The sequence below is a fragment of the Streptomyces sp. NPDC093591 genome (genome assembly GCF_044764885.1).
Classification (GTDB): domain Bacteria; phylum Actinomycetota; class Actinomycetes; order Streptomycetales; family Streptomycetaceae; genus Streptomyces.
On record NZ_JBIWIY010000005.1, the window covers coordinates 209,249 to 233,064 of the forward strand.

Here is a 23,816-nt window from a genome sequence, read left to right on the forward strand (position 1 = left end):
CACTCCACCGGGCATGATCGAACGTCCGTCCGTGCTGGTTCCCCACTCCGCGTCAAGTGCGACCGAGCCCTGCGCCTATGGTTGCTCCAGCACTCCAGGACCGCCTGCCGCTCGCGTTAGGACAGCAAGGACAGCGATGCCCCCCAACACCACCGCCTCCACGGGTCAGCAGCCCGGCAAGTCCGGCAGGAAGAAGGGGCGCAAAGCCCGCCTGATCGTTCTCGTGCTGGTGCTGGCCCTCGTCGGAGGCGTCGCCGGCGGGGCGTACTGGTCCATCAGTACCGTCCGAGCCTCCTTCCCGCAGACCAAGGGCTCCCTCACGCTCGCGGGCCTGTCCGGGCCCGTCGACGTGAAGCGCGACGACTACGGCATCCCGCAGATCTACGCCTCCTCCGACGAGGACCTGTTCATGGCGCAGGGCTACGTCCAGGCGCAGGACCGGTTCTACGAGATGGACGTACGCCGCCACATGACGTCCGGGCGTCTGTCGGAGATGTTCGGCAAGAGCCAGGTCGACAACGACGAGTTCCTGCGCACCCTGGGCTGGGACCGGATCGCCAAGGAGGAGTACGACAAGACGCTGTCGGCCTCCACCAAGAAGTACCTCCAGGCCTACGCCAAGGGTGTCAACGCCTACCTGGACGGCAAGGACGGCAAGGACATCTCCCTGGAGTACGCGGCGCTCGGGTTCACCAACGACTACAAGCCCGAGAAGTGGACCCCGGTCGACTCCGTCTCGTGGCTGAAGGCGATGGCCTGGGACCTGCGCGGCAACATGCAGGACGAGATCGACCGCGCCCTGATGACCAGCCGCCTCGGCCCCAAGCAGATCGCGGACCTGTACCCCGACTACCCGTACGGCCGCAACAAGACGATCGTCCAGTCGGGCCAGTACGACGAGGTCACCAAGACGTTCGAGCAGAGCGGCGGCACGTCCTCCGCGGGTGCGTCGACCGGCGGGTCCGCGAGCGGTACGGCCTCCTCGGGCACCGGCACCGGCACCGGCCTGCAGAGCCAGCTGTCGGGCCTGCAGAACGTCCTGGACGACCTCCCCACGGCCGTCGGCGTGAACGGCAACGGCATCGGCTCCAACTCCTGGGTCGTCGCCGGGAAGTACACCATCACCGGCAAGCCGCTGCTGGCCAACGACCCGCACCTGTCGGCCTCGCTGCCGTCCGTCTGGTACCAGATGGGCCTGCACTGCCGCACGGTCTCCAGCAAGTGCCAGTACGACGTCTCCGGCTACACCTTCGCGGGCATGCCCGGCGTGGTCATCGGCCACAACCAGAACATCGCCTGGGGCATGACCAACTCCGGCGTCGACGTCACCGACCTCTACCTGGAGAAGCTCTCCGGCGACGGCTACCTGTACGACGACAAGACGGTGCCCTTCCTCACGCGCGAGGAGACCATCAAGGTCGCCGGCGGCGAGCCCAAGAAGATCGTCGTCCGGGAGACCAAGGACGGGATGCCGCTGCTGTCCGACCGCAGCTCCGAGCTGGTGAAGGTCGGCAAGAAGGCCACCGTCGACACGGCCGCCCCCGACCGGGGCGACGGCTACGGCATCGCGCTGCGCTGGACCGCGCTGAGCCCGGGCACCACCATGGACGCCGTCTTCGCCATGGACAAGGCGGCGAACTGGAACGACTTCCGCGCCGCGGCCGCGCTGTTCGACGTGCCCTCGCAGAACCTGATCTACGCCGACACCAAGGACAACATCGGCTACACGCTGCCCGGAAAGATCCCCACGCGCGCGCAGGGCTACGACGGCTCCGTCCCGGCGCCGGGCTGGGACGCCAAGTCCCGCTGGACCGGCTACATCGACCAGGACGAGCTGCCGTACGAGTACAACCCGTCGCGCGGCTACATCGTCACCGCCAACCAGGCCGTGGTCGACAAGTCCAAGTACCCCTACACGCTCACCACGGACTGGGGTTACGGCGCGCGCAGCCAGCGCATCACCGACCTGATCCAGTCGAAGATCGACGACGGCGGCAAGATTTCCACCGACGACATGCGCCAGATGCAGCTGGACAACAGCAGTGAGATCGCCAAGCTGCTCGTGCCCAAGCTGCTGAAGATCGACATCGAGGACAAGCACGTCCGTGAGGCGCAGAAGCTCCTGGAGGGCTGGGACTACACCCAGGACGCCGACTCGGCGGCGGCCGCCTACTTCAACTCGGTCTGGCGCAACATCCTCAAGCTCGCCTTCGGCAACAAGCTGCCCAAGGAGCTGCGCGTCGAGGGCCAGTGCCTGTCGGTCGACCCCGTCAACACCACCGGTCCCGCGGACGAGACGCAGAAGGTGCGCGAGTGCGGTGAGCGCGAGGCCGACCAGGCGCAGCCGGACGGCGGCGACCGCTGGTTCGAGGTCGTCCGCACCCTCATGGAGGACCCGGAGAGCGACTGGTGGACCACGCCCAAGTCGCTCACCCGGCCGGGCGCGGTGCACAACCGTGACGACCTGTTCAGGCGCGCCATGATCGACGCCCGCTGGGAGCTGACCGCCAAGCTCGGCAAGGACATCGACACCTGGAGCTGGGGCCGGCTGCACCGCCTGTTCCTGAAGAACCAGACCCTCGGCACCGAGGGCCCGAGTGTCCTGCAGTACGTCCTCAACCGGGGCCCCTGGAAGCTCAGCGGAGGCGAGGCCACGGTCAACGCCTCGGGCTGGAACGCAGCCGGCGGCTATGGCGTCGTCTGGGTGCCGTCGATGCGGATGGTGGTCAACCTCGGCGACCTCGACAAGTCGAAGTGGATCAACCTCACCGGTGCCTCCGGGCACGCCTACAGCGCCCACTACACCGACCAGACGGACAAGTGGGCCGACGGCGAACTGCTCGACTGGTCCTTCTCGGACGGCGCGGTCGACGAGAGCACGAGCGACACCCTGGTGCTCAGGCCATGAGCCGGTGAATCGCCGAAGGGGCCCTCCACGCGCGCGTGGAGGGCCCCTTCGCATGCGGAGCGCGGCTCAGGCCTCCCGGAAGCGGCGCGTGCCCGACGGCGTCACCACCGCGTGCACCGGCCGGTCGTGCGGTTCCTCGGGAACGTGCTCGACGACCTCGGAGTCGTACAGCAGCACCACCAGGGCAGGATGGGCCCCAGCGCGTTCCAGCCGGGCGAGGACGCGGTCGTACGACCCCCCGCCGCGCCCCAGACGCATCCCGCGCGCGTCGACCGCGAGGCCCGGCAGCAGCACGACGTCGGCGTCGGTCACGGCGTCCGGGCCGAGGCGTTCGCCGCTGGGCTCGAAGAGGGCCATCTTTCCGCCGTGTTGGACGCGGGCGAGGGAGTCCTCTCCGGTGTACGCGCCCCAGTCGAGGTCGTTGTCGGGCAGCAGGGCGGGCAGCAGGACCCGCACACCCCGCGCGCGCAGCGCGTCCAGCAGCGCGAGCGTGCCGGGTTCACTCCCCACGGAGACGTACGCCGCCACCGTGCCCGCATGCGCCAGCTCGGGCAGCTCCAGCGCCCGCCCGGCCAGCGCGGTCGCCGATACCCGCACGTCAGCCGCCGTCAACCTGCTTCTCACCGCGAGGAACTCTCGCCGCAATGTTCGCTTGTCAGTCTCGGCCGGACGCCCGAAGTGACTCACTGGTCGTTCCCGAACCCTTCCTAATGCGCTCATATGAGAGCCAATTAACCGGAGCCTCAGATTCCCTGCAAAGGCACCGGATATGGTGGCGGGCATGACTCAGTCGCACCCTCGGATCAGCAAGGCTGTCATCCCCGCAGCGGGCCTCGGTACCCGCTTCCTGCCGGCCACCAAAGCCACTCCCAAGGAGATGCTGCCGGTCGTCGACAAGCCGGCGATCCAGTACGTGGTCGAAGAGGCCGTCTCCGCCGGCCTCGACGACGTCCTCATGATCACGGGCCGCAACAAGCGCCCCCTGGAGGACCACTTCGACCGCAACTACGAGCTGGAATCGGCCCTTCAGAAGAAGGGCGACGCCGGCCGGCTCGCGAAGGTGCAGGAGTCCAGCGACCTCGCCACCATGCACTACGTCCGCCAGGGCGACCCCAAGGGCCTCGGCCACGCCGTCCTGTGCGCCGCCCCGCACGTCGGCCATGAGCCGTTCGCCGTCCTGCTCGGTGACGACCTGATCGACCCGCGCGACCCGCTGCTCAAGCGGATGGTCGAGGTGCAGGAGCAGCGCGGCGGCAGCGTCATCGCGCTCATGGAGGTCGCGCCCGAGCAGATCCACCTCTACGGTTGTGCGGCCGTGGACCCCACCGAGGACAGCGACGTGGTCAAGGTGCACGACCTCGTCGAGAAGCCCGCCGCGGCCGACGCCCCGTCGAACTACGCGATCATCGGCCGTTACGTCCTCGACCCGCACATCTTCGACATACTGCGCAAGACCGAGCCGGGCCGCGGCGGCGAGATCCAGCTCACCGACGCCCTCCAGCAGCTCGCCGCGGACGAGAAGGTCGGCGGCCCCGTGCACGGCGTCGTGTTCAAGGGCCGCCGTTATGACACCGGTGACCGCGGCGACTATCTGCGTGCCATTGTCAGACTCGCATGCGAACGTGAAGACCTGGGCCCGGACTTCCGGACCTGGCTTCGCAGTTACGTAGCCGAGGAGATGTAGGGATTTGAGCACCGCCGCGACCCGCCCCGCCGGCCAGGACCACCTCTGGTCGGTGGACGAGCACCTGGAGGACATCCTCGCGACCGTCCGCCCCCTCGAACCCATCGAGCTGCAACTCCTCGACGCCCAGGGCTGCGTCCTGGTCGAGGACGTCACGGTGCCGGTCTCCCTGCCGCCGTTCGACAACAGCTCCATGGACGGGTACGCGGTGCGGGTCGCGGATGTCGCGGGCGCGAGCGAGGAGTTCCCCGCCGCCCTGGAGGTCGTCGGGGACGTCGCGGCGGGCCAGGCCGACCTGCTCCAGGTGGGCCCGGGCCAGGCCGCCCGCATCATGACCGGCGCCCCGCTGCCGCCCGGCGCCGAGACCGTCGTACCGGTGGAGTGGACCGACGGCGGCCTCGGCGAGGGCCCGGTGACCGGGATGCGCGCCCGCAGCCTCGCCCCCGAGGGCGCCCAGGGCCAGGTGCACGTCTACCGGCCGGCCGAGGCACGCGCGCACGTACGCGCGAAGGGCAGCGACGTGAAGTCCGGCGACCGCGCCCTCGAGGCCGGCACGATCCTCGGCCCGCCGCAGATCGCCCTGCTCGCCGCGATCGGCCGCGGCACGGTACGCGTGCGCCCGCGCCCACGGGTGGTCGTCATGTCCACCGGAAGCGAACTCGTCCAGCCCGACGAGGACCTCGGACCCGGCCAGATCTACGACTCCAACAGCTTCGCCCTCACCGCCGCCGCCCGTGACGCCGGCGCCATCGCCTACCGCGTGGGCGCCGTCGCCGACGACGCCGAGACCCTGCGCTCCACCATCGAGGACCAGCTCGTCCGCGCCGACCTCATGGTCACCACCGGCGGCGTGAGTGTCGGGGCGTACGACGTCGTCAAGGAGGCCCTGTCCCACGTCGCCGACGAGGACGAGGCCGGCAGCGGTGTCGAGTTCCGCAAGCTCGCCATGCAGCCCGGCAAGCCCCAGGGCTTCGGCTCCATCGGCCCCGACCACACCCCGCTGCTCGCGCTCCCGGGCAACCCGGTGTCGTCGTACGTCTCCTTCGAACTGTTCGTCCGCCCCGCGATCCGCACTTTGATGGGCCTGGAGGACGTCCACCGCCCGCGGACGACCGCGACCCTGGCGGCGGACGAGGCGCTGACCTCGCCGAAGGGGCGCAGACAGTTCCTGCGCGGGACGTACGCCGACGGCGCGGTGCGGCCGGTCGGCGGCGCCGGATCCCATCTGGTCGCGGCCCTCGCGCACGCGGACGCGCTGATCGTGGTTCCCGAGGACGTGGAGAGCGTCGAACCCGGCAGCGAGGTCGAGGTGGTCCTGCTCGGCTGAGAGGCCCTGCTTGGCGGTACCGTGTCGCGCACAGCAGGCCCGTGCGCCGCACCGCGACGGGCCCGGACCGGGAGCGCCACACAAGCATGAGCACGCAGGACCCATCCACGCAGGACCACCTCACGCACATCGACGACGCGGGCGCGGCCCGCATGGTCGACGTGTCCGGCAAGGACGTGACCGCGCGCACCGCCCGCGCCAGCGGCCGGGTCCTCGTCTCGCCCCGTGTGATCGAGTTGCTGCGCGGTGAGGGCGTCCCCAAGGGCGACGCCCTCGCCACCGCGCGCATCGCGGGCATCATGGGCGCCAAACGCACGCCGGACCTGATCCCGCTGTGCCACCCGTTGTCGGTGTCCGGTGTGAAACTGGACCTGTCGGTCGCGGACGACGCCGTGGAGATCGTGGCCACCGTGAAGACCACGGACCGCACGGGCGTCGAGATGGAGGCCCTCACCGCGGTCTCCGTCGCCGCGCTCACCGTGATCGACATGGTGAAGGCGGTCGACAAGGGAGCGGTCATCACGGACGTACGGGTCGAGGAGAAGACGGGCGGCAAGTCGGGCGACTGGAGCCGGGCATGACGTATCGCGCTCTGGTGGTCACCGCCTCCAACCGGGCTGCCGCCGGGATCTACGAGGACAAGGGCGGCCCGCTGATCGCCGAGGGCCTGAAGGGCTTCGGCTTCGACGTCGAGGGGCCGCAGGTCGTGCCCGACGGCGACCCGGTCGGCGCGGCCCTGCGCGCCGGTGTCGAGGCCGGGTACGACGTCATCGTGACCACGGGCGGCACCGGCATCTCACCGACCGACCGCACACCCGAGGTGACCCGCGAGGTGATCGACCACGAGGTGCCGGGCATCGCGGAGGCCATCCGGGCGTTCGGCCGGGAGAAGGTGCCGACCGCGGCGCTGTCCCGAGGGCTGGCCGGAGTGGCGGGGCGCACGCTGATCGTGAACCTGCCCGGTTCCAGCGGCGGGGTGAAGGACGGCCTGGCCGTCCTGGAGCCCCTCCTGATCCACGCCGTCGACCAGATCCGCGGCGGCGACCACCCCAGACCCAGCAGCGGGGGTGCGAGCTGAACAGCCCATCCTGGCCCGTCGTGCTGGGGGACGGCGATGTGGTCCTCCGGCCGATAAAGATGCGCGACCAACGGGCCTGGCGCGAGGTCAACCGGCGCAACCGGGACTGGCTGCGCCCCTGGGAGGCGACGATTCCGCCGCCCACGCCCAGCGGGCCGATCGCGCACCGGCCGACCTACCGCCAGATGGTCCGGCATCTGCGGTCCGAGGCGAACTCGGGCCGGATGCTGCCGTTCGTCATCGAGTACCAGGGGCGGCTGGTCGGGCAGTTGACGGTCGCCGGGATCACCTGGGGATCGATGTGTTCGGGGCACATCGGTTACTGGGTGGACGAGGCGGTGGCGGGCCGCGGGGTGATGCCGACCGCCGTGGCGCTGGTCGTGGACCACTGTTTCCGCACCGTCGGGCTGCACCGCATCGAGGTCTGCATTCGCCCCGAGAACCGTCCGAGCCGCCGGGTCGTGGAGAAACTCGGATTCCGCGAGGAGGGGATGCGTCCGCGATATCTCCACATCGACGGAGCCTGGCGGGACCATCTCGTCTTCGCGCTCACGGCGGAAGAGGTGCCGGAGGGGTTGCTGGGCCGCTGGCACCGGGCAGGCTCACAGGAGACACCGCGCACGAACCCGCAGAACAGCCGGGGCAATCCCGCGTAGCCGGGAAGCAGCCCCCGGAAATTGAATAAGTGTTCGAAATTGACGTCGGATGACCGCCTCGGGGCATTAAATTCGCGCCCTGGGCGGGCTGCTGATCGCATCGGTCACAAAAAAAGTTCGAAATATCAGCCAGATCGTGCGACACACCGGCTCAATTGGCGGATGGCCCCGCGCGAATCCCTCTACCGTGTGAGACGTGAGCAGCAGCGGCCTCATCTACGCAGTCATTGTCGGGGCCTGGGCCGCCTACTTGGTGCCGATGTGGCTCCGTAGGCAGGACGAGCTGAACGAGGCCCGTCCGACGGAACGCTTCAGCACAGCCATCCGGTTGCTGTCCGGACGGGCGGGGATGGAGCGCCGGTACGCCAAGGACCTGCGGGCGCGCTCCACCGACGAGGGGGAGCCCAGCGCCGATGACCCGGGCGACGTCACCGAGTCGGTGGACGTCCGGGCCTTCGCCATGCCTCCGACCCGTCCGCAGACCCAGGCGGCGGTCCAGGCCCAGGCACCGGAGCGCCCGGAGCCGGCGCGCGAATCCGCACGGGAACAGGGAGGCAAGGCGGCACCCGAACACGGGTCCAGGCCGGCCCCCGAACGTGCCAACGCGCCCACGGCCGAAACGGGCTCCGGCCCGGACTCCAAGGCGCGCAAACGGGTCCCCGCACCCCGGCGAGCACCCTCGGACGAGGCGGCCGCGGCGCGTGCCAGGCGCTTGAAGGTGCTCGCGCGCCGACGGCGCACCACCGTGATGCTCTTCCTGGCCTTCACGCTCGGCGCGATCGTCGCCGCGGTCGGCGGGCTCGCCTTCCTGTGGGCGCCCGGCATTCCCGCCGTGATGCTCAGCGGGTACATCGCGTATCTGCGCTCCCAGGAGCGCCGTCGCTTCGCCTACCAGATGGACCGGCGCAGCGCCGAGGCCGCCGCGCAGCGGCTTCGCGAGCATGCGCGCCAGTCGCGCCGGCGGGGCGGCCCCGACTCCGGTGCCGGTCTCGACGAGCCCGACGAGGGGCCCGAACCAGGCACCGACCCAGGCCTGTCCGCCCTCGCCGCGGACCGGCGCGCCCTCGTCGAGCAGACCGATCACGCCGAGTGGGTCGACCAGCAGCGTGAGCGCCGGCGCAGGCCGGGGCACGGGGACAGCTGGGACCCGGTGCCGGTGCCGCTGCCGACGTATGTGACCGCGCCGGTCGCGCCACGGGCCACGCCCGACGTGGACCTCGGCGCGCCGGACGCGTGGAGCTCGGCGCGGTCGAGCCCCGTCGGCCGGGACCGGGACGCGGGCGGCGACGCCGGGGACGGTTCCGCGCGGGGCGCGGAGCCGGGAGAGCCGGGAGACGAGGCCCACGGCGAGGAGAAGGCCGAGGGGGGCGGCCGGAGCGACGCCCGCCGGGCCGCTTCCGCCCGCCGGGCGCGCGAGCGGGGCCGTACGCCACTGTTCGACCAGTACGAGGACGGGGACCGGCCGCGCGCGGCGAACGAGTAGCGGCCGGCCGGGGCCGGGAACGGATTTCCAAGCAGGCCGATCGGGGTGCTAAAGTTTCACTCGTTGCAAGGGCCTGTGGCGCAGTCCGGTAGCGCACCTCGTTCGCATCGAGGGGGCCAGGGGTTCAAATCCCCTCAGGTCCACCGCAACAACTTTCCAAGGGAACTTGGGAGTTGAAAGATCCCGTCCGATCGGTTGATCGGGCGGGATCTTTGTTATGTCCAAGGGGGGGGCGTGGAGAAGGCCGACGCACGGTTACGGGCGACGCGTACGGCGACGCCGCTGCGGAACGCAGCCTTCCGGCGGTTCGTGACCGCCAGTTGGATCTCCGCCACCGGATCCGCGATGGCGCCCCTCGCGCTCGCCTACTCCGTGATCGAGCAGGGCGGAGGAGCCGGGGCCCTCGGTGTGGTGCTCGCCACGAACACCGTTCCGACCATCGTCTTCCTCCTCATGGGCGGAGTGCTCGCGGACCGTATGTCCCGCAGTCGGCTGCTCTTCCTCGGTAATTCGCTGGCGGCCGCCGCCCAGGGGGCCCTGGCGGCCGTCGTCGCCACCGGGCACGCCACGACCGTCTCCATCGCGGTCTGCGGCTTCGTCTCCGGGACGGCGGTGGCCTTCACCGTGCCCGCAGCCCAGGGGGCCGTGGCCCAGATCGTGCCCGCGGAGCAGTTGCAGCAGGCCAACGCCCTGCTCAGGCTGCCGAGCAACGCGGTCAAGGTGCTCGGTCCGGCGATCGGCGGCGTCGTCGTCGCGGTCAGCGGCCCGGCCTGGGCGCTGGCCTGGGACGCGCTCACCTTCGCCGTCGCCGCTCTGCTGCTGCTCGGGCTGCGCCTGGACGCGCCGGTCACCGGCACCGGCGTGCTGAGCGATCTGCGGGAGGGGTGGGCCGGGTTCTGGTCGCGGACCTGGCTGTGGACGTACACGGTCGCGGGGACCGTCCTTGTCGCCGCGTGGCTGGCGGGGTTCCAACTGCTGGGGCCCGTCGTCGCGGCGGAGCGGTACGGCGGGGCACGTGACTGGGGGCTCGTGCAGGGGGCGTTCGCGGCGGGGCTGCTGGCCGGGACGGTGGTGTGTCTGCGCTGGCGGCCGTACCGGCTGCTCGCGGTGGCTGTCGCGGCCTGTCTGCCCATGGCCGTCCCCCTGCTCGTCATGGGCTGGGGACTGCCGCTGCCCTGGCTGCTGTTGACCGCCCTGCTCGCGGGCGTCGGGCTGGACGTGGCGATCGTCGCGTGGACGACCGCCTTCCAGCAGCATGTGCCGCAGGGCGAGTTGGGGCGCATGAGCGCGTTCAACAGTGTCGGGGAGCGGCTGGCGATTCCGCTCGGCTATCTGCTGACCGCCCTCGCGGCCGGAATCTGGGACCACCGGACGGTGCTGGTGGCGTGTGCCGGGCTCGTCTTCGCCTCCGCCGCCCTCAACCTCTGCGTGCGGGACGTCTACCGCATCAACGCCGCACGGAGCTGACCGCTCACAGCGCCTTGGCGTAACACAGGCTCAGCTCGTGGAAGCGGTAGTAGCCGAACTTCGCGCACGGCTCGTACCCGCTGGACGTGTACAGGGCCACCGCCTCCGGCTGCTTGGCGCCGGTCTCCAGCACCATGCGGATGCGGCCCGCCGCCCGCGCGTCCTCCTCCAGCGCGGCCAGGATGCGTCTCGCCAGGCCCCGCCCGCGCATCCCCTCCACGACGTACATCCGCTTGAGCTCGGCGTCCCCGTCCGCGTTGCCCTCGCCGTTCTCGTCCTGGGCGCGCCAGCCGCCGGAGGCGACGGGGGTGCCGAACTCGTCGTAGGCGATCAGGTAGAGGCCGTTCGGCGGCTCGAAGTCCGCCGGGGCGAGGGGTGTGGCGTCCCCGCCGTCGCCGTAGCGGACGCCGTACTCGGCCTGCACCTGGTCGTTGAGCTTGACGGCGTCGGGGTGGTCGAAGGAGACGCGACGTATATGCATGCTAGATACCGTATATCAATTCAAGATCAAGAGTGGTCAATAGGTTCCAGAATCGGACAACGTCCAGTGTGCCGGTATGGTGCCGGGGTGCTCACTGTGACCTCTGTGAATGTGAACGGGCTGCGGGCCGCCGCGAAGAAGGGCTTCGTGGAGTGGCTCGCCGGTACCGAAGCCGATGTGCTGTGCCTGCAGGAGGTGCGCGCGGAGCCGCAGCAGCTGCCGGAGCAGGTGCGGACGCCCGACGGGTGGCACGTCGTGCACGCGCCCGCGGCAGCCAAGGGGCGCGCCGGCGTCTCCCTCTATACCCGCCGTGAGCCCGACCGCATCCAGGTCGGCTTCGGGTCGAGTGAGTTCGACGACAGTGGCCGCTATGTCGAGGCCGACCTGCCCGGTGTGACGGTCGCCTCCCTCTACCTCCCCTCCGGCGAGGTCGGCACCGAGCGGCAGGACGAGAAGGTCCGCTTCATGGGCGAGTTCCTCGCCTATCTGAAGGACCTGCGCGAGCGCGCCGCCGCCGACGGCCGTGAGGTGCTCGTCTGCGGCGACTGGAACATCGCCCACCAGCAGGCCGACCTGAAGAACTGGCGCGGCAACACCAAGAACTCCGGCTTCCTGCCGGAGGAGCGGGAGTGGCTCGGGCAGGTGCTCGACCCCGCCGCCGGCGGTTACGTCGACGTCGTGCGGTCGCTGCATCCGGACGTCGAGGGGCCGTACTCGTGGTGGTCGTACCGCGGGCGGGCCTTCGACAACGACACCGGCTGGCGCATCGACTACCACGTGGCGACGCCGGGGCTCGCCGCCAAGGCGCTCAAGGGGTACGTCGAGCGGGCGGCGACGCATGGCGAGCGGTGGTCGGACCACGCGCCGGTGACGGTCGTCTACGACCGTTAGGCCTGCTCGGCGCCTCGCCGGTCCCCCTCGGTCTGCTCGGTCTGCTTCCGCAGCCTCCGGTCCAGCGCGAGTGACAGTTCCGCCTCCACCACGCTCCGGGCGAGGGGGCGCAGGCGTTGCAGGTCGCCCTCGTGGGTGTGGCGCAGTACCAGGTCGGCGAACATCTCCGCGAGGTCGTCGACGTGTTCGCGGACCCGCTTGCCGGCCGCCAGGACCTCCGCGAGGGGGATGCCCTCGCGGACCAGGGCCGAGGAGACGTCCAGCAGGCTGCGGCTGACGTGGACGATCTCGTCGCCGTCGGTGCCGATGTAGCCGAGGTCCAGGGCGAGGGCGAGGTTCTCCGGGGTGACCTGGCCTTCGAAGCGGGCGGCGAGTTCCTCGGGGGTGAGGCGGACCGGCTCCTCCTCGGTGGGGGCGGCGACGCCGAGGAGGTCGGCGACGTCGCGGCCGTGGTCGAGGGCCTCGGCGAGTTCCGCGATGCCGGTGAGGGTGTGGCCGCGCTCCAGGAGGGCGGCGATGGTGCGCAGGCGGGCCAGGTGGTGATCGTCGTACCAGGCGATACGGCCCTCGCGGCGGGGCGGCGGTATCAGCTTGCGTTCGCGGTAGAAGCGCAGGGTGCGCACCGTGATGCCGGCCAGTCGGGCCAGCTCTTCCATGCGGTACTCACGCTTCTCGGTCACTCCGGAACCTTAATTCGTACGGGCGGTACCCGCGGCGGCGGCCGCTGATGCAAAACGTCGTCGCTCGACCCCTACCGGTCGGTACGGTCCTCCTCTAGTCTCCCATTGCGCCAGTGTTCACTGGCATGGTTCCGGTTCCGGGTGGAGTTCCCGGTGAAACATGGAGGAACAGGCATGGCCGAACGCGAACATGTGCGGGTCGCGGTGGTCGGGTCCGGGTTCGGCGGGCTGGGGGCCGCCGTACGGCTGCGACGCGAGGGCGTCACCGACTTCGTCGTCCTGGAGCGGGCCGACAGCGTCGGCGGCACCTGGCGGGACAACAGCTATCCGGGGTGCGCGTGCGATGTGCCGTCCCATCTGTACTCGTTCTCCTTCGCGCCCAACCCCGACTGGCCGCGCACCTTCTCCGGGCAGGAGCACATCCGTGCCTACCTGGAGCACGTCACCGACGTCTTCCGGCTGCGCCCCCACATCCGCTTCGACTCGGAGGTGAAGCGGATGACCTGGAACGGCGAGCGGCTGTGCTGGGACATCGAGACGGCGAGCGGGGAGCTCTCGGCCGACTTCGTCGTCTCCGCCACGGGGCCGCTGTCCGATCCGAAGATCCCGGACATCCCGGGGCTGGACTCCTTCCCGGGCAAGGTCTTCCACTCCGCCCGCTGGGACCACGACTACGACCTGCGCGGCAAGCGCGTCGCCATGGTCGGCACCGGCGCCTCCGCCATCCAGATCGTGCCGGCCATCCAGCCCGAGGTCGAGCGGCTCACGCTCTTCCAGCGCACCCCGCCCTGGGTCATGCCCCGCATGGACCGCGCCATCAGTGGCGTCGAACGCTCCCTGCACCGGGCCCTGCCCTTCACCGCGCAACTGCGCCGCGGGCTGCTGTGGGGCATCCGGGAGCTGCAGGTCCAGGCGTTCACCAAGCACCCGGGCGAGCTGGGCATGATCGAGCAGTTGGCCAAGCGCAACATGGGCCGCTCCATCAAGGACTCCGCCCTGCGCGCCAAGCTGACCCCCGACTACCGCATCGGCTGCAAGCGGATCCTGCTGAGCAGTGAGTACTATCCGGCGCTCGCCCGGCCCAACGTGGACGTGGTGGCCAGTGGGCTCAGCGAGATCCGGGGTTCGACCGTCGTCGCCGCCGACGGGAGTGAGGCGGAGGTCGACGCGATCGTGTTCGGTACGGGGTTCCGTGTCACCGACATGCCCATCGCCGAGCGGGTGGTGGGGGCTGAGGGCAGGACCCTCGCCGAGACGTGGAAGGGCGGGATGGAGGCGCTGCGTGGCGCGTCGGCCGCCGGGTTCCCCAACTGGGTGACCATCATCGGGCCGAACACGGGGCTCGGGAACTCCTCGATGATCCTGATGATCGAGTCCCAGCTGAACTACATGGCCGACTTCGTACGGCAGTTGAACGTCCTGGGCGGCCGGGTGGCGCTCGACGCGCGGCCGAGCGCCGTGGCCGCCTGGAACCTGCGGGTGCAGGAGCGGATGAAGCGGACGGTATGGAACACCGGCGGCTGCACCAGCTGGTACCTCGACGCCGGCGGCCGTAACACCACCGTCTGGCCCGGTACGACGACCGAGTTCCGGCGGGCCACGCGGCGCGTGGATCTGTCGGAGTACGCCGTCCTGCGGGCCCCCGTCAAGGAAAGCGCCGAGGTGACCGCGTGAGCCGTCTCATGCACGTGAAGTCCGGGCCGTACGCCCCGCCCGCCCCCGCCCGCGAACTCGTCGCCGTCTCCGCCGACGGCGCCCGGCTGCACACGGAGGTGCACGGCCCCGAGGACGCGCCCGCCGTCGTCCTCGCCCACGGCTGGACCTGCTCGACCGCCTTCTGGGCGGCACAGATCCGCGAGCTGGCCGCCGACCACCGGGTCATCGCCTACGACCAGCGCGGCCACGGACGCAGCCCGGCGAGCCCGGCGTGCAGCACCGACGCCCTCGCCGACGACCTCGAAGCCGTACTGAAGGCGACGCTCGCACCCGGCGAGAAGGCCGTGATCGCCGGGCACTCCATGGGCGGCATGACGGTGATGGCCGCCGCCCCGCGCCCGGCGTTCCGGGAGCACGCGGCCGCCGTCCTGCTGTGCAGCACGGGCGCCTCACGGCTGGTCGCCGAGTCCACCGTCGTACCGATACGTCCCGGGCGGCTGCGGACCTGGCTGACCAAGCACATACTCGGCTCCCGCGCACCGCTCGGGCCGGTCACGCCGGTCGCCAGGGCGATCCTCAAGTACGGGACGATGGGCCCCGGTTCGGCCCCGCACATGGTCGAGGCATGCGCGCGGATAGTCCACGCGTGCCCGCGCAAGGTGCGCTACGCCTGGTCGCACGTGCTCGACCTGCTCGATCTCGACCACGGCGTACGGGAGTTGGCGGCGCCGACCGCGGTGATCGTCGGCACGGCCGACCGCCTGACCCCGCCGGTACACGCCCGCTCGCTGGCCGCCGCCCTGCCGAACTGTCTCGGCGTCACCGAGCTGCCCGGCCTCGGCCATATGACGCCGGTCGAGGCACCCGAGCTGGTGACCGGGAGGATACGGGAGCTCGTCACGACGTACGCGCACCCGCGAGCCACGACATACACGCAGGTCAAGGAGGGCGCATGAGCAGGGTGAGCCTCGAAGGACAGGTCGCCGTCGTCACCGGGGCGGCGCGGGGCGTCGGCGAGCTGCTCGCCCGCAAGCTCTCCGCGCGCGGGGCGAGCGTGGCGCTCGTCGGGCTGGAGCCGGACGCGCTCAAGCAGGTCTCCGCACGGCTGCACGGCGACAGCGACCACTGGTACGCCGACGTGACGGATCACGAGGCGATGGCCCAGGTGGCGCGGGAGGTGAAGGAACGGTTCGGAAAGGTCGACATCGTGGTGGCCAACGCCGGTGTCGCCACCGGGGGGCCGTTCGTCGACTCCGATCCGGAGGCGTGGCGGCGGGTCATCGAGGTCAATCTCATCGGGTCGGCGGTGACCGCGCGCGCGTTTCTGCCGGTGCTGATGGAGAGCCGCGGGTACCTGCTGCAGATCGCGTCGCTGGCGGCGATCACCCCGGCGCCGATGATGACCGCGTACTGCGCGTCCAAGTCGGGTGTGGAGGCGTACGCGCACAGTCTGCGGGCCGAAGTCGGTTACCGGGGCGTGCGGGTGGGGGTCGGGTATCTGTCCTGGACCGACACCGACATGGTGCGCGGGGCCGATCAGGACGACGTCATGCGGGAGTTGAGGAAGCGGCTGCCCTGGCCGTCCAACAAGACCTATCCGCTGGGGCCGGCGGTCGACCGGATCGTGGCCGGCATCGAGCGGCGGTCGAGCCATGTGTACGGGCAGTGGTGGCTGCGCGGGATGCAGGGCGTGCGCGGGTATCTGCCGGGGATCATCGGGGCCGTGGGGCAGCGGGAGATGCGGCGGTTCGCCGGGCGGCTGGAGGGGATGCGTTCGGGGCTGGTCGGGGCGGGCGGCGCGGCCGACGAGCAGGAGCGAACTGCGCGGACTACGCGGCGTGACTGATCGACATGCGCGGGGTTATCGGCCGTGTGAATCTGGTCGAGGCCCCAGCGAGGGGCCAACCCCCCACCCACTATGGGAGTGAACCCACATGGGCATGAAGGACCAGTTCCAGGAGAAGTCCGAGAAGCTGCAGGAGCAGGCTCGCCAGAAGGCGCAGCAGGCGCGGGAGCAGGCTCAGCAGAAGGGCCGTCAGCGGCCGCAGCGGGACGAGGAGTCCGAGCGGATGCGTGACCGCCAGGATGAGGAGCGCTTCGACCAGGACTTCGACCGGTAGTCGTCGCGCTCGATGAACGCGGGGTGCCCCCTGTTTTTCTGGGGGCGCCCCGCGGTTGTGTCGTTGTAGGGTCACGCGCATGGGAAACGTACGTTCGACAGGGCCGACGGGCTTCGGGTAGCCCGCCAGGAGACACCTGGCGGTCGCTGCGATCGGAGTCCCGTGACACGCACCGCCCACCACCTTCCCTCTTCGCACAGCCCGAGCTCCGTGGTCCTTTACGACCTCAGGTACAGCGCCCGCTCCTTCATCGACGCGGCACGAGAGTCGACAAGGCCCCGACCCCGCATGATTCGCCGCAGGGTGGACGTCCACTCGTTCGCCCGGCGGAAGCGTGACCGCTCCCTCGCCCAGTCGTCCGCGATCGAGGAACGCCGGGCGCGACAGCGGCTGCGAGCCCAAGTGGGGAAGCTCCTGAGGCTGGTGAACTCCACCGGCGACGAACTCGCCCTCGATGCCGCGGACACTGTGGACGTACCACCGGCGCGTCATCGGCGTAGCTCGCTCTGGCACGCGTAGCCGGTCGACGTGCCGTGAGCCGATCGACGAGAGAACCGAGGTCATGACCGACCACTGCTGTGAGGCGATGACCAGCCGCGTGAACGCGCGCTGCGACCGGCACGCCGACCCCTTCGCCTGCCCGGACGCGCTGGTCGGCTTCAGCGCCAGGTTCCAGGAGTACGGGCTGATCATCCACGACGGCGGCACGTCGAGCATCACGATCGACTTCTGTCCCTGGTGCGGACGACGCCTGCCCGAATCGCAGCGGGACCGGTGGTTCGACGAGCTGGAGCGCCGCGGGATCGATCCGGGGGAGGACGAGGTCCCCGCCGAGTTTCAGGACGGCCGCTGGCTCGCCTCGCTGGAACGCGGCGGAAGCTTCGGCCTCGACCGGTCCGGGACGTGCGAGTAGTCCGGAGGAGTCGCCGGGGGGTTGTCCTCCAGCATTTTCAGGGCCAGTTCCACCGCGTCCGTCAGCTGGGCGTGGCGGCCCTCCGCCCAGTCCAGGGGCGTGCGCAGGACCTCCACGTCCGGGGTCACGCCCTTGTTCTCGATGGACCAGCCGTAGGCGTCGAACCACGCCGCGTTCATCGGCACCGTGATCACCGTGCCGTCGCCGAGGCGGTGGCGGCCGGTCATGCCGACGACTCCGCCCCAGGTGCGCTGGCCGACGACCGGGCCCAGCTTGAGGAGTCTGAAGGCGGCCGTGATCATGTCACCGTCCGAGGAGGTCGCCTCGTCGGCGAGGGCGACCACCGGGCCGCGCGGGGCGTTGGACGCGTACGACACCGGCTGGGCGTTTCTCGTCAGGTCCCAGCCGAGGATCGTGCGGGTCAGCTTCTCCACGACCAGTTCGCTGATGTGGCCGCCCGCGTTGCCGCGCACGTCGACGATCAGCGCGGGGCGTGACATCTCCATCCGCAGGTCCCGGTTGAACTGGGCCCAGCCCGAGCCGCCCATGTCCGGGATGTGCAGGTAGCCGCAGCGGCCGCCGCTCAACTCCCGTACGACCGCGCGGCGTTTGGCGACCCAGTCCTGGTAGCGGAGCGGGCGCTCGTCGATCAGGGGGACCACCGCCACCCGGCGCGCCCGGCCCGCCTCGCCCTCCGCGGAATCAGAGGGGCCCGACGGGCCTTCCTCGGAAGGGTGGTGGTGGGCGAGGGGTCGGGTGAACGTCAGCTCCACCGTCGTGCCGCCGGCGCCGGCCAGGAGGGGGTAGGGGCCCGCGACCGGGTCCACCGGGCGGCCGTCCACGTGGGTGAGCACCGCGCCCTCCCGGATGCCGGTGCCCGCCAGGGGGGAGCGGGCCTTGGAGTCGGACGATTCGCCGGGGAGGATGCGCTTGACCATCCAGCCCTCGTCCCTGCGGACGAAGTTGGCGCCCAGCAGGCCCTGCCAGCGCTGGTAGTGCGCCGGGCCCTCGTTGCGGCGGGCAGCGGCGACGTACGCGTGCGAGGTGCCCAGTTCGCCCAGGACCTCGCGGAGCAGATCCGCGAACTCGTCGGGGGTGGCGACGCGTTCGACCAGGGGGCGGTACTGGTCGAGGACCGCGTCCCAGTCGATGCCGCACATGTCCGGCTCCCAGAAGTACGCCCTGATCAGCCGACCCGCCTCCGCGTACGACTGCCTCCACTCCGCCGTCGGGTCCACCTCGTGCAGGATGCGGCGCAGGTCGATCCAGACCGTCGTGTCGCTGTCGCCGGACTCGGAGGCGGGCACCGCCCGCAGGTCGCCCTCGTCGACCAGGACCAGTCGGGACCCGTCGCCGCTGATCGCGAACCAGTCGAGGTGGTCGACGAGTTCGGTCTTCTTCGCCTTGCTGATGTTGAAGTGTTCGAGGGTCGGCCGTCCGGTCATGTCGTCCGGGTTGGCGAAGGTCTCGCCCAGCGCGCCCGAGATCGGCCAGCGCAGCCAGACCAGTCCGCCGCCCGCGACCGGGTGCAGCGCGGAGTACTTGGAGGCGGCGACCGGGAAGGGGGTGACCCTGTTCTCCAGGCCCTCCAGCTCGACGGTCGTCGTACCGGGGTCGCCGCTCTCCTCGTCCTCCACCGGGTCCAGGCCGCCGGCGGCCGGCCGGCCCTCGGGGTTCAGGGCGAAGGGGGAGGGGGTCGCGGAGGACAGGGGCACCAGGTAGGGGCGGCAGCCGAGGGGGAAGGAGAGGTCGCCGGTGTGGACGTCGTAGACCGGGTCGAAGCCTCGCCAGGAGAGGAAGGCCAGGTAGCGGCCGTCCCGGGTGAACACCGGGTTCTCGTCCTCGAAGCGGCCGTTGGTGACGTCGACGATCAGGCTGTCCTTGATGCGGGCCAGTTTGATCTGGCGCAGGGAGCGGCCGATCCCCGGGTGCGACCACGTCAGCCAGGTCCCGTCCGGTGAGAAGGCGAGGTCGCGCACCGGGCCGTTGACCGACCGGATCAGCTCGGTGACCTCGCCGTTCGAGTCCTCCGTCCCCGCGGCGGCAGCCGCATCATCGGACACGGTGGTGAGGAGCAGCCGGCCGTCGTGCGAGGCGATCGCGAGGCGCTCGCCCTTGGGGTCGGCGGCCATCTCCAGGACCCGGCCCAGCTCGCCCGAGGCCAGTCGGCGCGGCTCGCGGTCGCCCGTCGCCCTGGGCAGATACGCGATCTCGATGGCGTCCTCGCCCTCCGCGTCCGTCACATACGCGACCTGGCCGGTCGAACCGAGCATCTCCGGGAGCCGGACCCGCACGCCGGGGGTGTCGGTCATCGTGCGGGCCGGGCCGTCCCGGTGGGTCAGCCAGTACAGGCTGCCGCGTACGACGACGGCGCTCGCGCGGCCCGTCTCGTCCACGGAGATGCCGTCGACGTGCTGGGCGGCGGGCACCTGATAGGTGCGGCGTCCCGCGCGTGGCCCGCTTAGCCGCACCTCCAGCTTGCGCGGCTCGCTGTCCGCGGTGAGGTCGTCCACGATCCACAGGTCGCCCGCGCACTGGTACACCACCCGGGTGCCGTCGCTGGAGGCGTGCCGGGCGTAGAAGGCGTCGTGGTCGGTGTGGCGGCGCAGGCCGGAGCCGTCGTAGGCGCACGAGTAGAGGTTGCCGACGCCCTCGTGGTCGGAGAGGAAGGCGATACGGCCGCCGACGAACATGGGGGAGTGGAGGTGGCCGCCGATGTCCGCCAGCAGGCGTTCGCCGTGCAGCCAGAGGCGGCCCATGGCCCCGCCCCGGTAGCGCTTCCAGGCGGCCGGTTCGTGCGGCGGGGTGCCGGTCAGGAGGAGGGTCTTCCGCTCGCCGTCGAGGTCGGCGACCTGGATGTCGGAGCACGGTCCCCAGGGGAGTTTGCGGCCGGGATCGCCGCCCAGGCTGACCTTGTAGGCCCAGGTGAAGTGGGAGAACGGCTCACCGTGGGAGGCGACGGCGAGGATGATGCCGTCGGGTGTCCAGCCGCACACCTGGGTGTCCGCCGACCCCCAGTGGGTGAGCTGTCCGCCCGGGCCGCCGTCCACCGGGACCAGATGGATCTCGGGGACCAGGCTGCGCCAGCTCGTGTACGCGATGTGGCGGCCGTCGGGGGAGAAGCGGGGGTGGCCGATCTTGGTGCGGTCCACGGTGAGCCGCCAGGCGCGGCCCGGGCCGTCGAGGGGGGCCAGCCAAAGGTCGTCCTCGGCCACGAAGCACAGCAGATCGCCGCTCAGATGCGGTAGGCGCAGGTAGCTCACCTCCCCATGCTTTTCCTGTGGACGTACCTGGGCAACTCGTGACACAGCGACTCGCGTGACCCAGAACACCAGCGGAACGCGAACGAAACCGTTTCGTTTCGGTGAGGGATGGGGTACCTTCGTGGTGTACGAAACCGTGTCGTTCGGAGTGGGAAGGTGAGTACGGTGACCGAGGTCGCAACAGGGCGTCGCAGCCGCATCACCCCTGAGCGCGAGGCCGAGTTGTACGAGGCCGTGCTCGACCTGCTCCGGGAGGTCGGCTACGACGCCCTCACCATGGACGCCGTGGCGGCCCGCACCCGGTCCAGCAAGGCGACGCTCTACCGCCAGTGGGGTGGCAAGCCGGAGCTGGTGGCCAAGGCGGTCCGGCACAACAAGCCGGGCAGCATCGCCGACATCGACACCGGGTCCCTGCGGGGCGACCTGCACGTCCTCACCTCACGCGAGGACGACTGCACCATGCAGCAGAACGCCGCGCTGATGCGGGGTCTGTTCATGGCGGTGCACAACGACCCGGATCTCCTGACGGCGTTCAAGGAACTGCTCGTCGAGCCGGAGATGGCCGAGTTCCAACGCGTGGTGCAACGGGCCATCGAGCGTGGCGAGGTCCGCGCCGACTGCCCGGCGCTGGACTACGTGGTGCACATGCTCGTCGGCGCCTTCGCCACCCGCACCCTGATCGACGACCAGCCGCCCACGCAGACGTTCCTCAAGTCGTACATCGACGCCGTGGTCCTCCCCGCCCTCGGCGTGCCCGTCAACTGACGCGTCCCTCAACCGGCGAATCCCCTCAGCTGACGTAGTCCCCTTCAGCATGCCCTCCACCTGACGTATCCGCTCACGTCGTCGGGCTGATCAGCCCTGCCCAAGTACCGACCCCACGACCTGACCGGGAGACGCCTCCGTGGCCACGTTCCTGTACAAACTCGGCCGACTCGCCTTCAGGCGACGGCACTTCGTCGCCCTCATATGGGTCGCGCTGCTCGCCCTCGCGGGCGTCGGCGCGGCGAGCGCCCCCAGCGCCGGATCAAGCTCCTTCTCCATCCCCGGCACCGAGGCCCAGAAGGCCTTCGACCTGCTGGAACAGCGCTTCCCGGGCAGCAGCGCGGACGGCGGCACCGCCCGCGTCGTCTTCAAGGCACCCGACGGCGAGAAGATGACGGACGCCGCCAACAAGGCGACCGTCGAGAAGACGGTGAAGGAGCTGTCCGACGGCTCCGAGGTCGTCTCCGTCGCCGACCCCTTCAAGGCGCACGCCGTCAGCAAGGACGGCACGATCGCATACGCCTCGGTGCGCTACGAGGTTCCCGGCATGGAGCTGAAGGACGCCAGCCGGGAGGCGCTCGAAGACGCCGGGCAGCAGGCGCGGGACGCCGGGCTGACCGTGGAGATCGGCGGTGACGCGCTCCAGACGACACCCGAGGCCGCCTCCTCCGAGATCATCGGCATCGCGGTCGCCGCGGTGGTCCTCGTCATCACCTTCGGCTCACTGATCGCGGCCGGACTGCCACTGCTCACCGCCCTGATCGGCGTCGGCATCGGCGTCTCGGTGATCACCGCGCTGGCCAACGCCCTCGACCTGGGCTCCACCACCTCCACCCTGGCCATGATGATCGGCCTCGCGGTCGGCATCGACTACGCCCTGTTCATCGTCTCCCGCTACCGCGCCGAACTCGCCGAGGGCCGTGACCGCGAGGAGTCGGTCGGCCGGGCCACCGGCACCGCGGGCTCCGCGGTGGTCTTCGCCGGCCTCACGGTGGTGATCGCGCTGGTCGGCCTCGCGGTGGTCAACGTCCCGATGCTGACGAAGATGGGCGTCGCCGCGGCGGGCACGGTCGTGATCGCGGTGCTGATCGCGCTGACCATGGTCCCGGCGCTGCTCGGCTACGCGGGCCGCAAGGTGAAGCCGGCCGGAGAGAAGGGCAAGCTCCTCGGACGCGGCAAGAAGACGGCCGCGGACAAGGCCGACAACGCCAAGGCCGACAAGGCGAACGCGGACAAGCCGAACATGGGCACCCGCTGGGCGAGCTTCGTCGTACGCCGTCCCCTGGCCGTCCTCCTGCTGGGCGTCCTCGGCCTCGGCACCGCGGCCCTCCCGGCGACCAGCCTCGAACTGGGCCTGCCGGACGACGGCTCGCAGCCGACCTCGACGACCCAGCGCCGCGCCTACGACCTGCTCTCCGAGGGCTTCGGCCCCGGCTTCAACGGCCCCCTCATGGTCGTCGTCGACGCCCGGGCGAGCGACGCCCCGAAGAACGCGGTCACCGAGGTCTCCGACGAGATCAAGGGCCTCAAGGACGTCGTCACGGTCACCCCGCCGACGTACAACAAGGCGGGCGACACCGCGACGATCACCGTGATCCCCGACTCCAAGCCGTCCTCGGTCTCCACCGAGGACGTGGTGCACTCCATCCGGGACGCGGGCACGGAGATCAAGGCCGACACCGACGCGAAGGTGCTGGTCACCGGCACGACCGCGATGAACATCGACTTCTCGCAGAAGCTGAACGACGCGCTCGTGCCGTACCTGATCCTGGTCGTGGGCCTCGCCTTCCTCCTGCTGATCCTGGTGTTCCGCTCGATCCTCGTCCCGCTGAAGGCGGCCCTCGGCTTCCTCCTGTCGGTCCTCGCGGCCCTCGGCGCCGTCGTGGCGGTCTTCCAGTGGGGCTGGCTCGCCGACCTCTTCGGCATCCAGGAGACCGGACCGGTCATGTCGATGATGCCGATCTTCATGGTCGGCGTGGTCTTCGGTCTCGCCATGGACTACGAGGTGTTCCTCGTGACACGGATGCGCGAGGCGTACGTCCACGGCGAGCGGCCCACCCAGGCCGTGGTGACCGGCTTCCGGCACAGCGCCCGGGTCGTCACCGCCGCGGCGATCATCATGATCGCGGTGTTCTCCGGCTTCATCGGAGCCAGCGAGTCGATGGTCAAGATGATCGGCTTCGGCCTCGCGATCGCCGTCCTCTTCGACGCGTTCGTCGTCCGCATGGCCATCGTCCCGGCGGTCCTCGCCCTGCTCGGCGAGAAGGCCTGGTGGCTCCCGAAGTGGCTGGACCGCGCCCTGCCGAACGTGGACGTGGAGGGCGAGGGCCTGCGCACGGACGCCGAGACCGGGAAGGACACGGACTCCGACGGCGACCGCGCGCTGGCACGCGTCTGACCGTTCACCATTGAAGTGGACCGGCCGGTGAGGGCTCCGTGGGGAC

The 23,816-nt window shown here is 70.7% G+C and carries 21 protein-coding genes and 1 tRNA gene; 18 read left to right on the forward strand and 4 right to left on the reverse strand.

Going from position 1 to position 23,816, the window contains the following annotated elements; genetic code table 11:
- Positions 1-136 precede the first annotated feature (136 nt).
- Complete coding sequence (locus ACIREI_RS13210; protein WP_403331426.1) at positions 137-2,908, forward strand: penicillin acylase family protein; 2,772 nt, start codon at positions 137-139, stop codon at positions 2,906-2,908.
- A 66-nt stretch (positions 2,909-2,974) separates the two neighbouring features.
- Here the strand turns inward: ACIREI_RS13210 and ACIREI_RS13215 are convergent, their stop codons facing one another.
- A complete protein-coding gene (locus ACIREI_RS13215) occupies positions 2,975-3,628 on the reverse strand; it encodes a 5-formyltetrahydrofolate cyclo-ligase (protein WP_403331429.1) in 654 nt (217 codons plus the stop codon).
- Between the two features lie 61 nt (positions 3,629-3,689).
- Here ACIREI_RS13215 and galU point away from each other — a divergent pair, with 61 nt between their 5' ends.
- The 8 genes from galU (at position 3,690) to ACIREI_RS13255 (ending at position 10,603) form a co-directional block, all read left to right on the forward strand.
- Positions 3,690-4,592: a UTP--glucose-1-phosphate uridylyltransferase GalU gene (gene galU, locus ACIREI_RS13220; RefSeq protein ID WP_403331432.1), complete on the forward strand. Its 903-nt coding sequence runs from the start codon at positions 3,690-3,692 to the stop codon at positions 4,590-4,592.
- A gap of 4 nt (positions 4,593-4,596) precedes the next feature.
- The gene (gene glp, locus ACIREI_RS13225) at positions 4,597-5,919 is read left to right on the forward strand and encodes a gephyrin-like molybdotransferase Glp (protein WP_403331435.1); all 1,323 of its coding nucleotides are present in this window, start codon (positions 4,597-4,599) and stop codon (positions 5,917-5,919) included.
- 86 nt (positions 5,920-6,005) lie between these two features.
- Positions 6,006-6,500: a cyclic pyranopterin monophosphate synthase MoaC gene (gene moaC, locus ACIREI_RS13230; RefSeq protein ID WP_403331438.1), complete on the forward strand. Its 495-nt coding sequence runs from the start codon at positions 6,006-6,008 to the stop codon at positions 6,498-6,500.
- Positions 6,497-6,997, forward strand: coding sequence for a molybdenum cofactor biosynthesis protein B (locus ACIREI_RS13235; RefSeq protein WP_403331441.1), 501 nt, complete (start codon positions 6,497-6,499; stop codon positions 6,995-6,997). Before moaC ends, ACIREI_RS13235 begins: the two co-directional genes overlap by 4 nt.
- A 20-nt stretch (positions 6,998-7,017) precedes the next feature.
- Positions 7,018-7,653 carry a GNAT family N-acetyltransferase gene (locus tag ACIREI_RS13240; protein WP_403331443.1) on the forward strand — a complete coding sequence of 212 codons (636 nt, stop codon included), beginning with the start codon at positions 7,018-7,020 and terminating at the stop codon, positions 7,651-7,653.
- 196 nt (positions 7,654-7,849) lie between these two features.
- Positions 7,850-9,136 carry a gephyrin-like molybdotransferase receptor GlpR gene (glpR, locus tag ACIREI_RS13245; protein WP_403331446.1) on the forward strand — a complete coding sequence of 429 codons (1,287 nt, stop codon included), beginning with the start codon at positions 7,850-7,852 and terminating at the stop codon, positions 9,134-9,136.
- Between the two features lie 69 nt (positions 9,137-9,205).
- Positions 9,206-9,279: transfer RNA gene (locus ACIREI_RS13250), tRNA-Ala, on the forward strand.
- A gap of 91 nt (positions 9,280-9,370) precedes the next feature.
- Complete coding sequence (locus tag ACIREI_RS13255) at positions 9,371-10,603, forward strand: MFS transporter (protein ID WP_403331449.1); 1,233 nt, start codon at positions 9,371-9,373, stop codon at positions 10,601-10,603.
- Positions 10,604-10,607: 4 nt separating this feature from the next.
- Here ACIREI_RS13255 and ACIREI_RS13260 read toward each other — a convergent pair whose 3' ends face one another.
- A complete protein-coding gene (locus ACIREI_RS13260) occupies positions 10,608-11,084 on the reverse strand; it encodes a GNAT family N-acetyltransferase (RefSeq protein ID WP_403331452.1) in 477 nt (158 codons plus the stop codon).
- An 87-nt stretch (positions 11,085-11,171) separates the two neighbouring features.
- On the opposite strand from ACIREI_RS13260, the gene ACIREI_RS13265 reads away from it, so the two are divergent.
- Positions 11,172-11,975, forward strand: coding sequence for an exodeoxyribonuclease III (locus ACIREI_RS13265; protein ID WP_403331455.1), 804 nt, complete (start codon positions 11,172-11,174; stop codon positions 11,973-11,975).
- Here ACIREI_RS13265 and ACIREI_RS13270 read toward each other — a convergent pair.
- Positions 11,972-12,655: a MerR family transcriptional regulator gene (locus tag ACIREI_RS13270; RefSeq protein WP_403331458.1), complete on the reverse strand. Its 684-nt coding sequence runs from the start codon at positions 12,653-12,655 to the stop codon at positions 11,972-11,974. The genes ACIREI_RS13265 and ACIREI_RS13270 overlap by 4 nt on opposite strands.
- 174 nt (positions 12,656-12,829) lie before the next feature.
- Between ACIREI_RS13270 and ACIREI_RS13275 the strand changes: the two genes are divergently transcribed.
- The 6 genes from ACIREI_RS13275 to ACIREI_RS13300 all read left to right on the forward strand — a co-directional run bounded on the left by ACIREI_RS13275 (position 12,830) and on the right by ACIREI_RS13300 (position 17,344).
- A complete protein-coding gene (locus ACIREI_RS13275) occupies positions 12,830-14,329 on the forward strand; it encodes a flavin-containing monooxygenase (protein WP_403331461.1) in 1,500 nt (499 codons plus the stop codon).
- Positions 14,326-15,267, forward strand: coding sequence for an alpha/beta fold hydrolase (locus ACIREI_RS13280; protein WP_403331464.1), 942 nt, complete (start codon positions 14,326-14,328; stop codon positions 15,265-15,267). Before ACIREI_RS13275 ends, ACIREI_RS13280 begins: the two co-directional genes overlap by 4 nt.
- On the forward strand, positions 15,264-16,157 hold the full coding sequence (locus tag ACIREI_RS13285; RefSeq protein ID WP_403331467.1) for an SDR family oxidoreductase: 894 nt from the start codon (positions 15,264-15,266) through the stop codon (positions 16,155-16,157). The genes ACIREI_RS13280 and ACIREI_RS13285 overlap by 4 nt, the downstream gene beginning before the upstream one ends.
- Before the next feature lie 88 nt (positions 16,158-16,245).
- Positions 16,246-16,431 carry a hypothetical protein gene (locus ACIREI_RS13290; RefSeq protein ID WP_403331470.1) on the forward strand — a complete coding sequence of 62 codons (186 nt, stop codon included), beginning with the start codon at positions 16,246-16,248 and terminating at the stop codon, positions 16,429-16,431.
- Between the two features lie 288 nt (positions 16,432-16,719).
- Positions 16,720-16,950: a hypothetical protein gene (locus tag ACIREI_RS13295; RefSeq protein WP_403331472.1), complete on the forward strand. Its 231-nt coding sequence runs from the start codon at positions 16,720-16,722 to the stop codon at positions 16,948-16,950.
- A 67-nt stretch (positions 16,951-17,017) separates the two neighbouring features.
- Positions 17,018-17,344 carry a DUF6980 family protein gene (locus ACIREI_RS13300; RefSeq protein WP_403331475.1) on the forward strand — a complete coding sequence of 109 codons (327 nt, stop codon included), beginning with the start codon at positions 17,018-17,020 and terminating at the stop codon, positions 17,342-17,344.
- Here the strand turns inward: ACIREI_RS13300 and ACIREI_RS13305 are convergent.
- Positions 17,269-20,607, reverse strand: coding sequence for a S41 family peptidase (locus tag ACIREI_RS13305; protein ID WP_403331477.1), 3,339 nt, complete (start codon positions 20,605-20,607; stop codon positions 17,269-17,271). The genes ACIREI_RS13300 and ACIREI_RS13305 overlap by 76 nt on opposite strands.
- 165 nt (positions 20,608-20,772) lie before the next feature.
- Between ACIREI_RS13305 and ACIREI_RS13310 the strand changes: the two genes are divergently transcribed.
- Together ACIREI_RS13310 and ACIREI_RS13315 are read left to right on the forward strand one after the other, a co-directional pair.
- Positions 20,773-21,372 carry a TetR/AcrR family transcriptional regulator gene (locus ACIREI_RS13310; protein ID WP_403331480.1) on the forward strand — a complete coding sequence of 200 codons (600 nt, stop codon included), beginning with the start codon at positions 20,773-20,775 and terminating at the stop codon, positions 21,370-21,372.
- 139 nt (positions 21,373-21,511) lie between these two features.
- Entirely contained in the window at positions 21,512-23,770 is a 2,259-nt protein-coding gene (locus tag ACIREI_RS13315) for an MMPL family transporter (protein WP_403331482.1), read from the forward strand.
- The last annotated feature ends 46 nt before the right edge of the window (positions 23,771-23,816 follow it).

Bases quoted from the DNA above. Each gene is read 5' to 3' on its own strand.
- moaC (WP_403331438.1), top strand. From the start codon at position 6,006: ATGAGCACGCAGGACCCATCCACGCAGGACCACCTCACGCACATCGAC.
- ACIREI_RS13215 (WP_403331429.1), bottom strand. From the start codon at position 3,628: ATGAGCGCATTAGGAAGGGTTCGGGAACGACCAGTGAGTCACTTCGGG.
- ACIREI_RS13210 (WP_403331426.1), top strand. From the start codon at position 137: ATGCCCCCCAACACCACCGCCTCCACGGGTCAGCAGCCCGGCAAGTCC.
- ACIREI_RS13300 (WP_403331475.1), top strand. From the start codon at position 17,018: ATGACCAGCCGCGTGAACGCGCGCTGCGACCGGCACGCCGACCCCTTC.
- ACIREI_RS13235 (WP_403331441.1), top strand. From the start codon at position 6,497: ATGACGTATCGCGCTCTGGTGGTCACCGCCTCCAACCGGGCTGCCGCC.
- ACIREI_RS13290 (WP_403331470.1), top strand. From the start codon at position 16,246: ATGGGCATGAAGGACCAGTTCCAGGAGAAGTCCGAGAAGCTGCAGGAG.
- ACIREI_RS13275 (WP_403331461.1), top strand. From the start codon at position 12,830: ATGGCCGAACGCGAACATGTGCGGGTCGCGGTGGTCGGGTCCGGGTTC.
- galU (WP_403331432.1), top strand. From the start codon at position 3,690: ATGACTCAGTCGCACCCTCGGATCAGCAAGGCTGTCATCCCCGCAGCG.
- ACIREI_RS13295 (WP_403331472.1), top strand. From the start codon at position 16,720: ATGATTCGCCGCAGGGTGGACGTCCACTCGTTCGCCCGGCGGAAGCGT.
- ACIREI_RS13260 (WP_403331452.1), bottom strand. From the start codon at position 11,084: ATGCATATACGTCGCGTCTCCTTCGACCACCCCGACGCCGTCAAGCTC.
- ACIREI_RS13285 (WP_403331467.1), top strand. From the start codon at position 15,264: ATGAGCAGGGTGAGCCTCGAAGGACAGGTCGCCGTCGTCACCGGGGCG.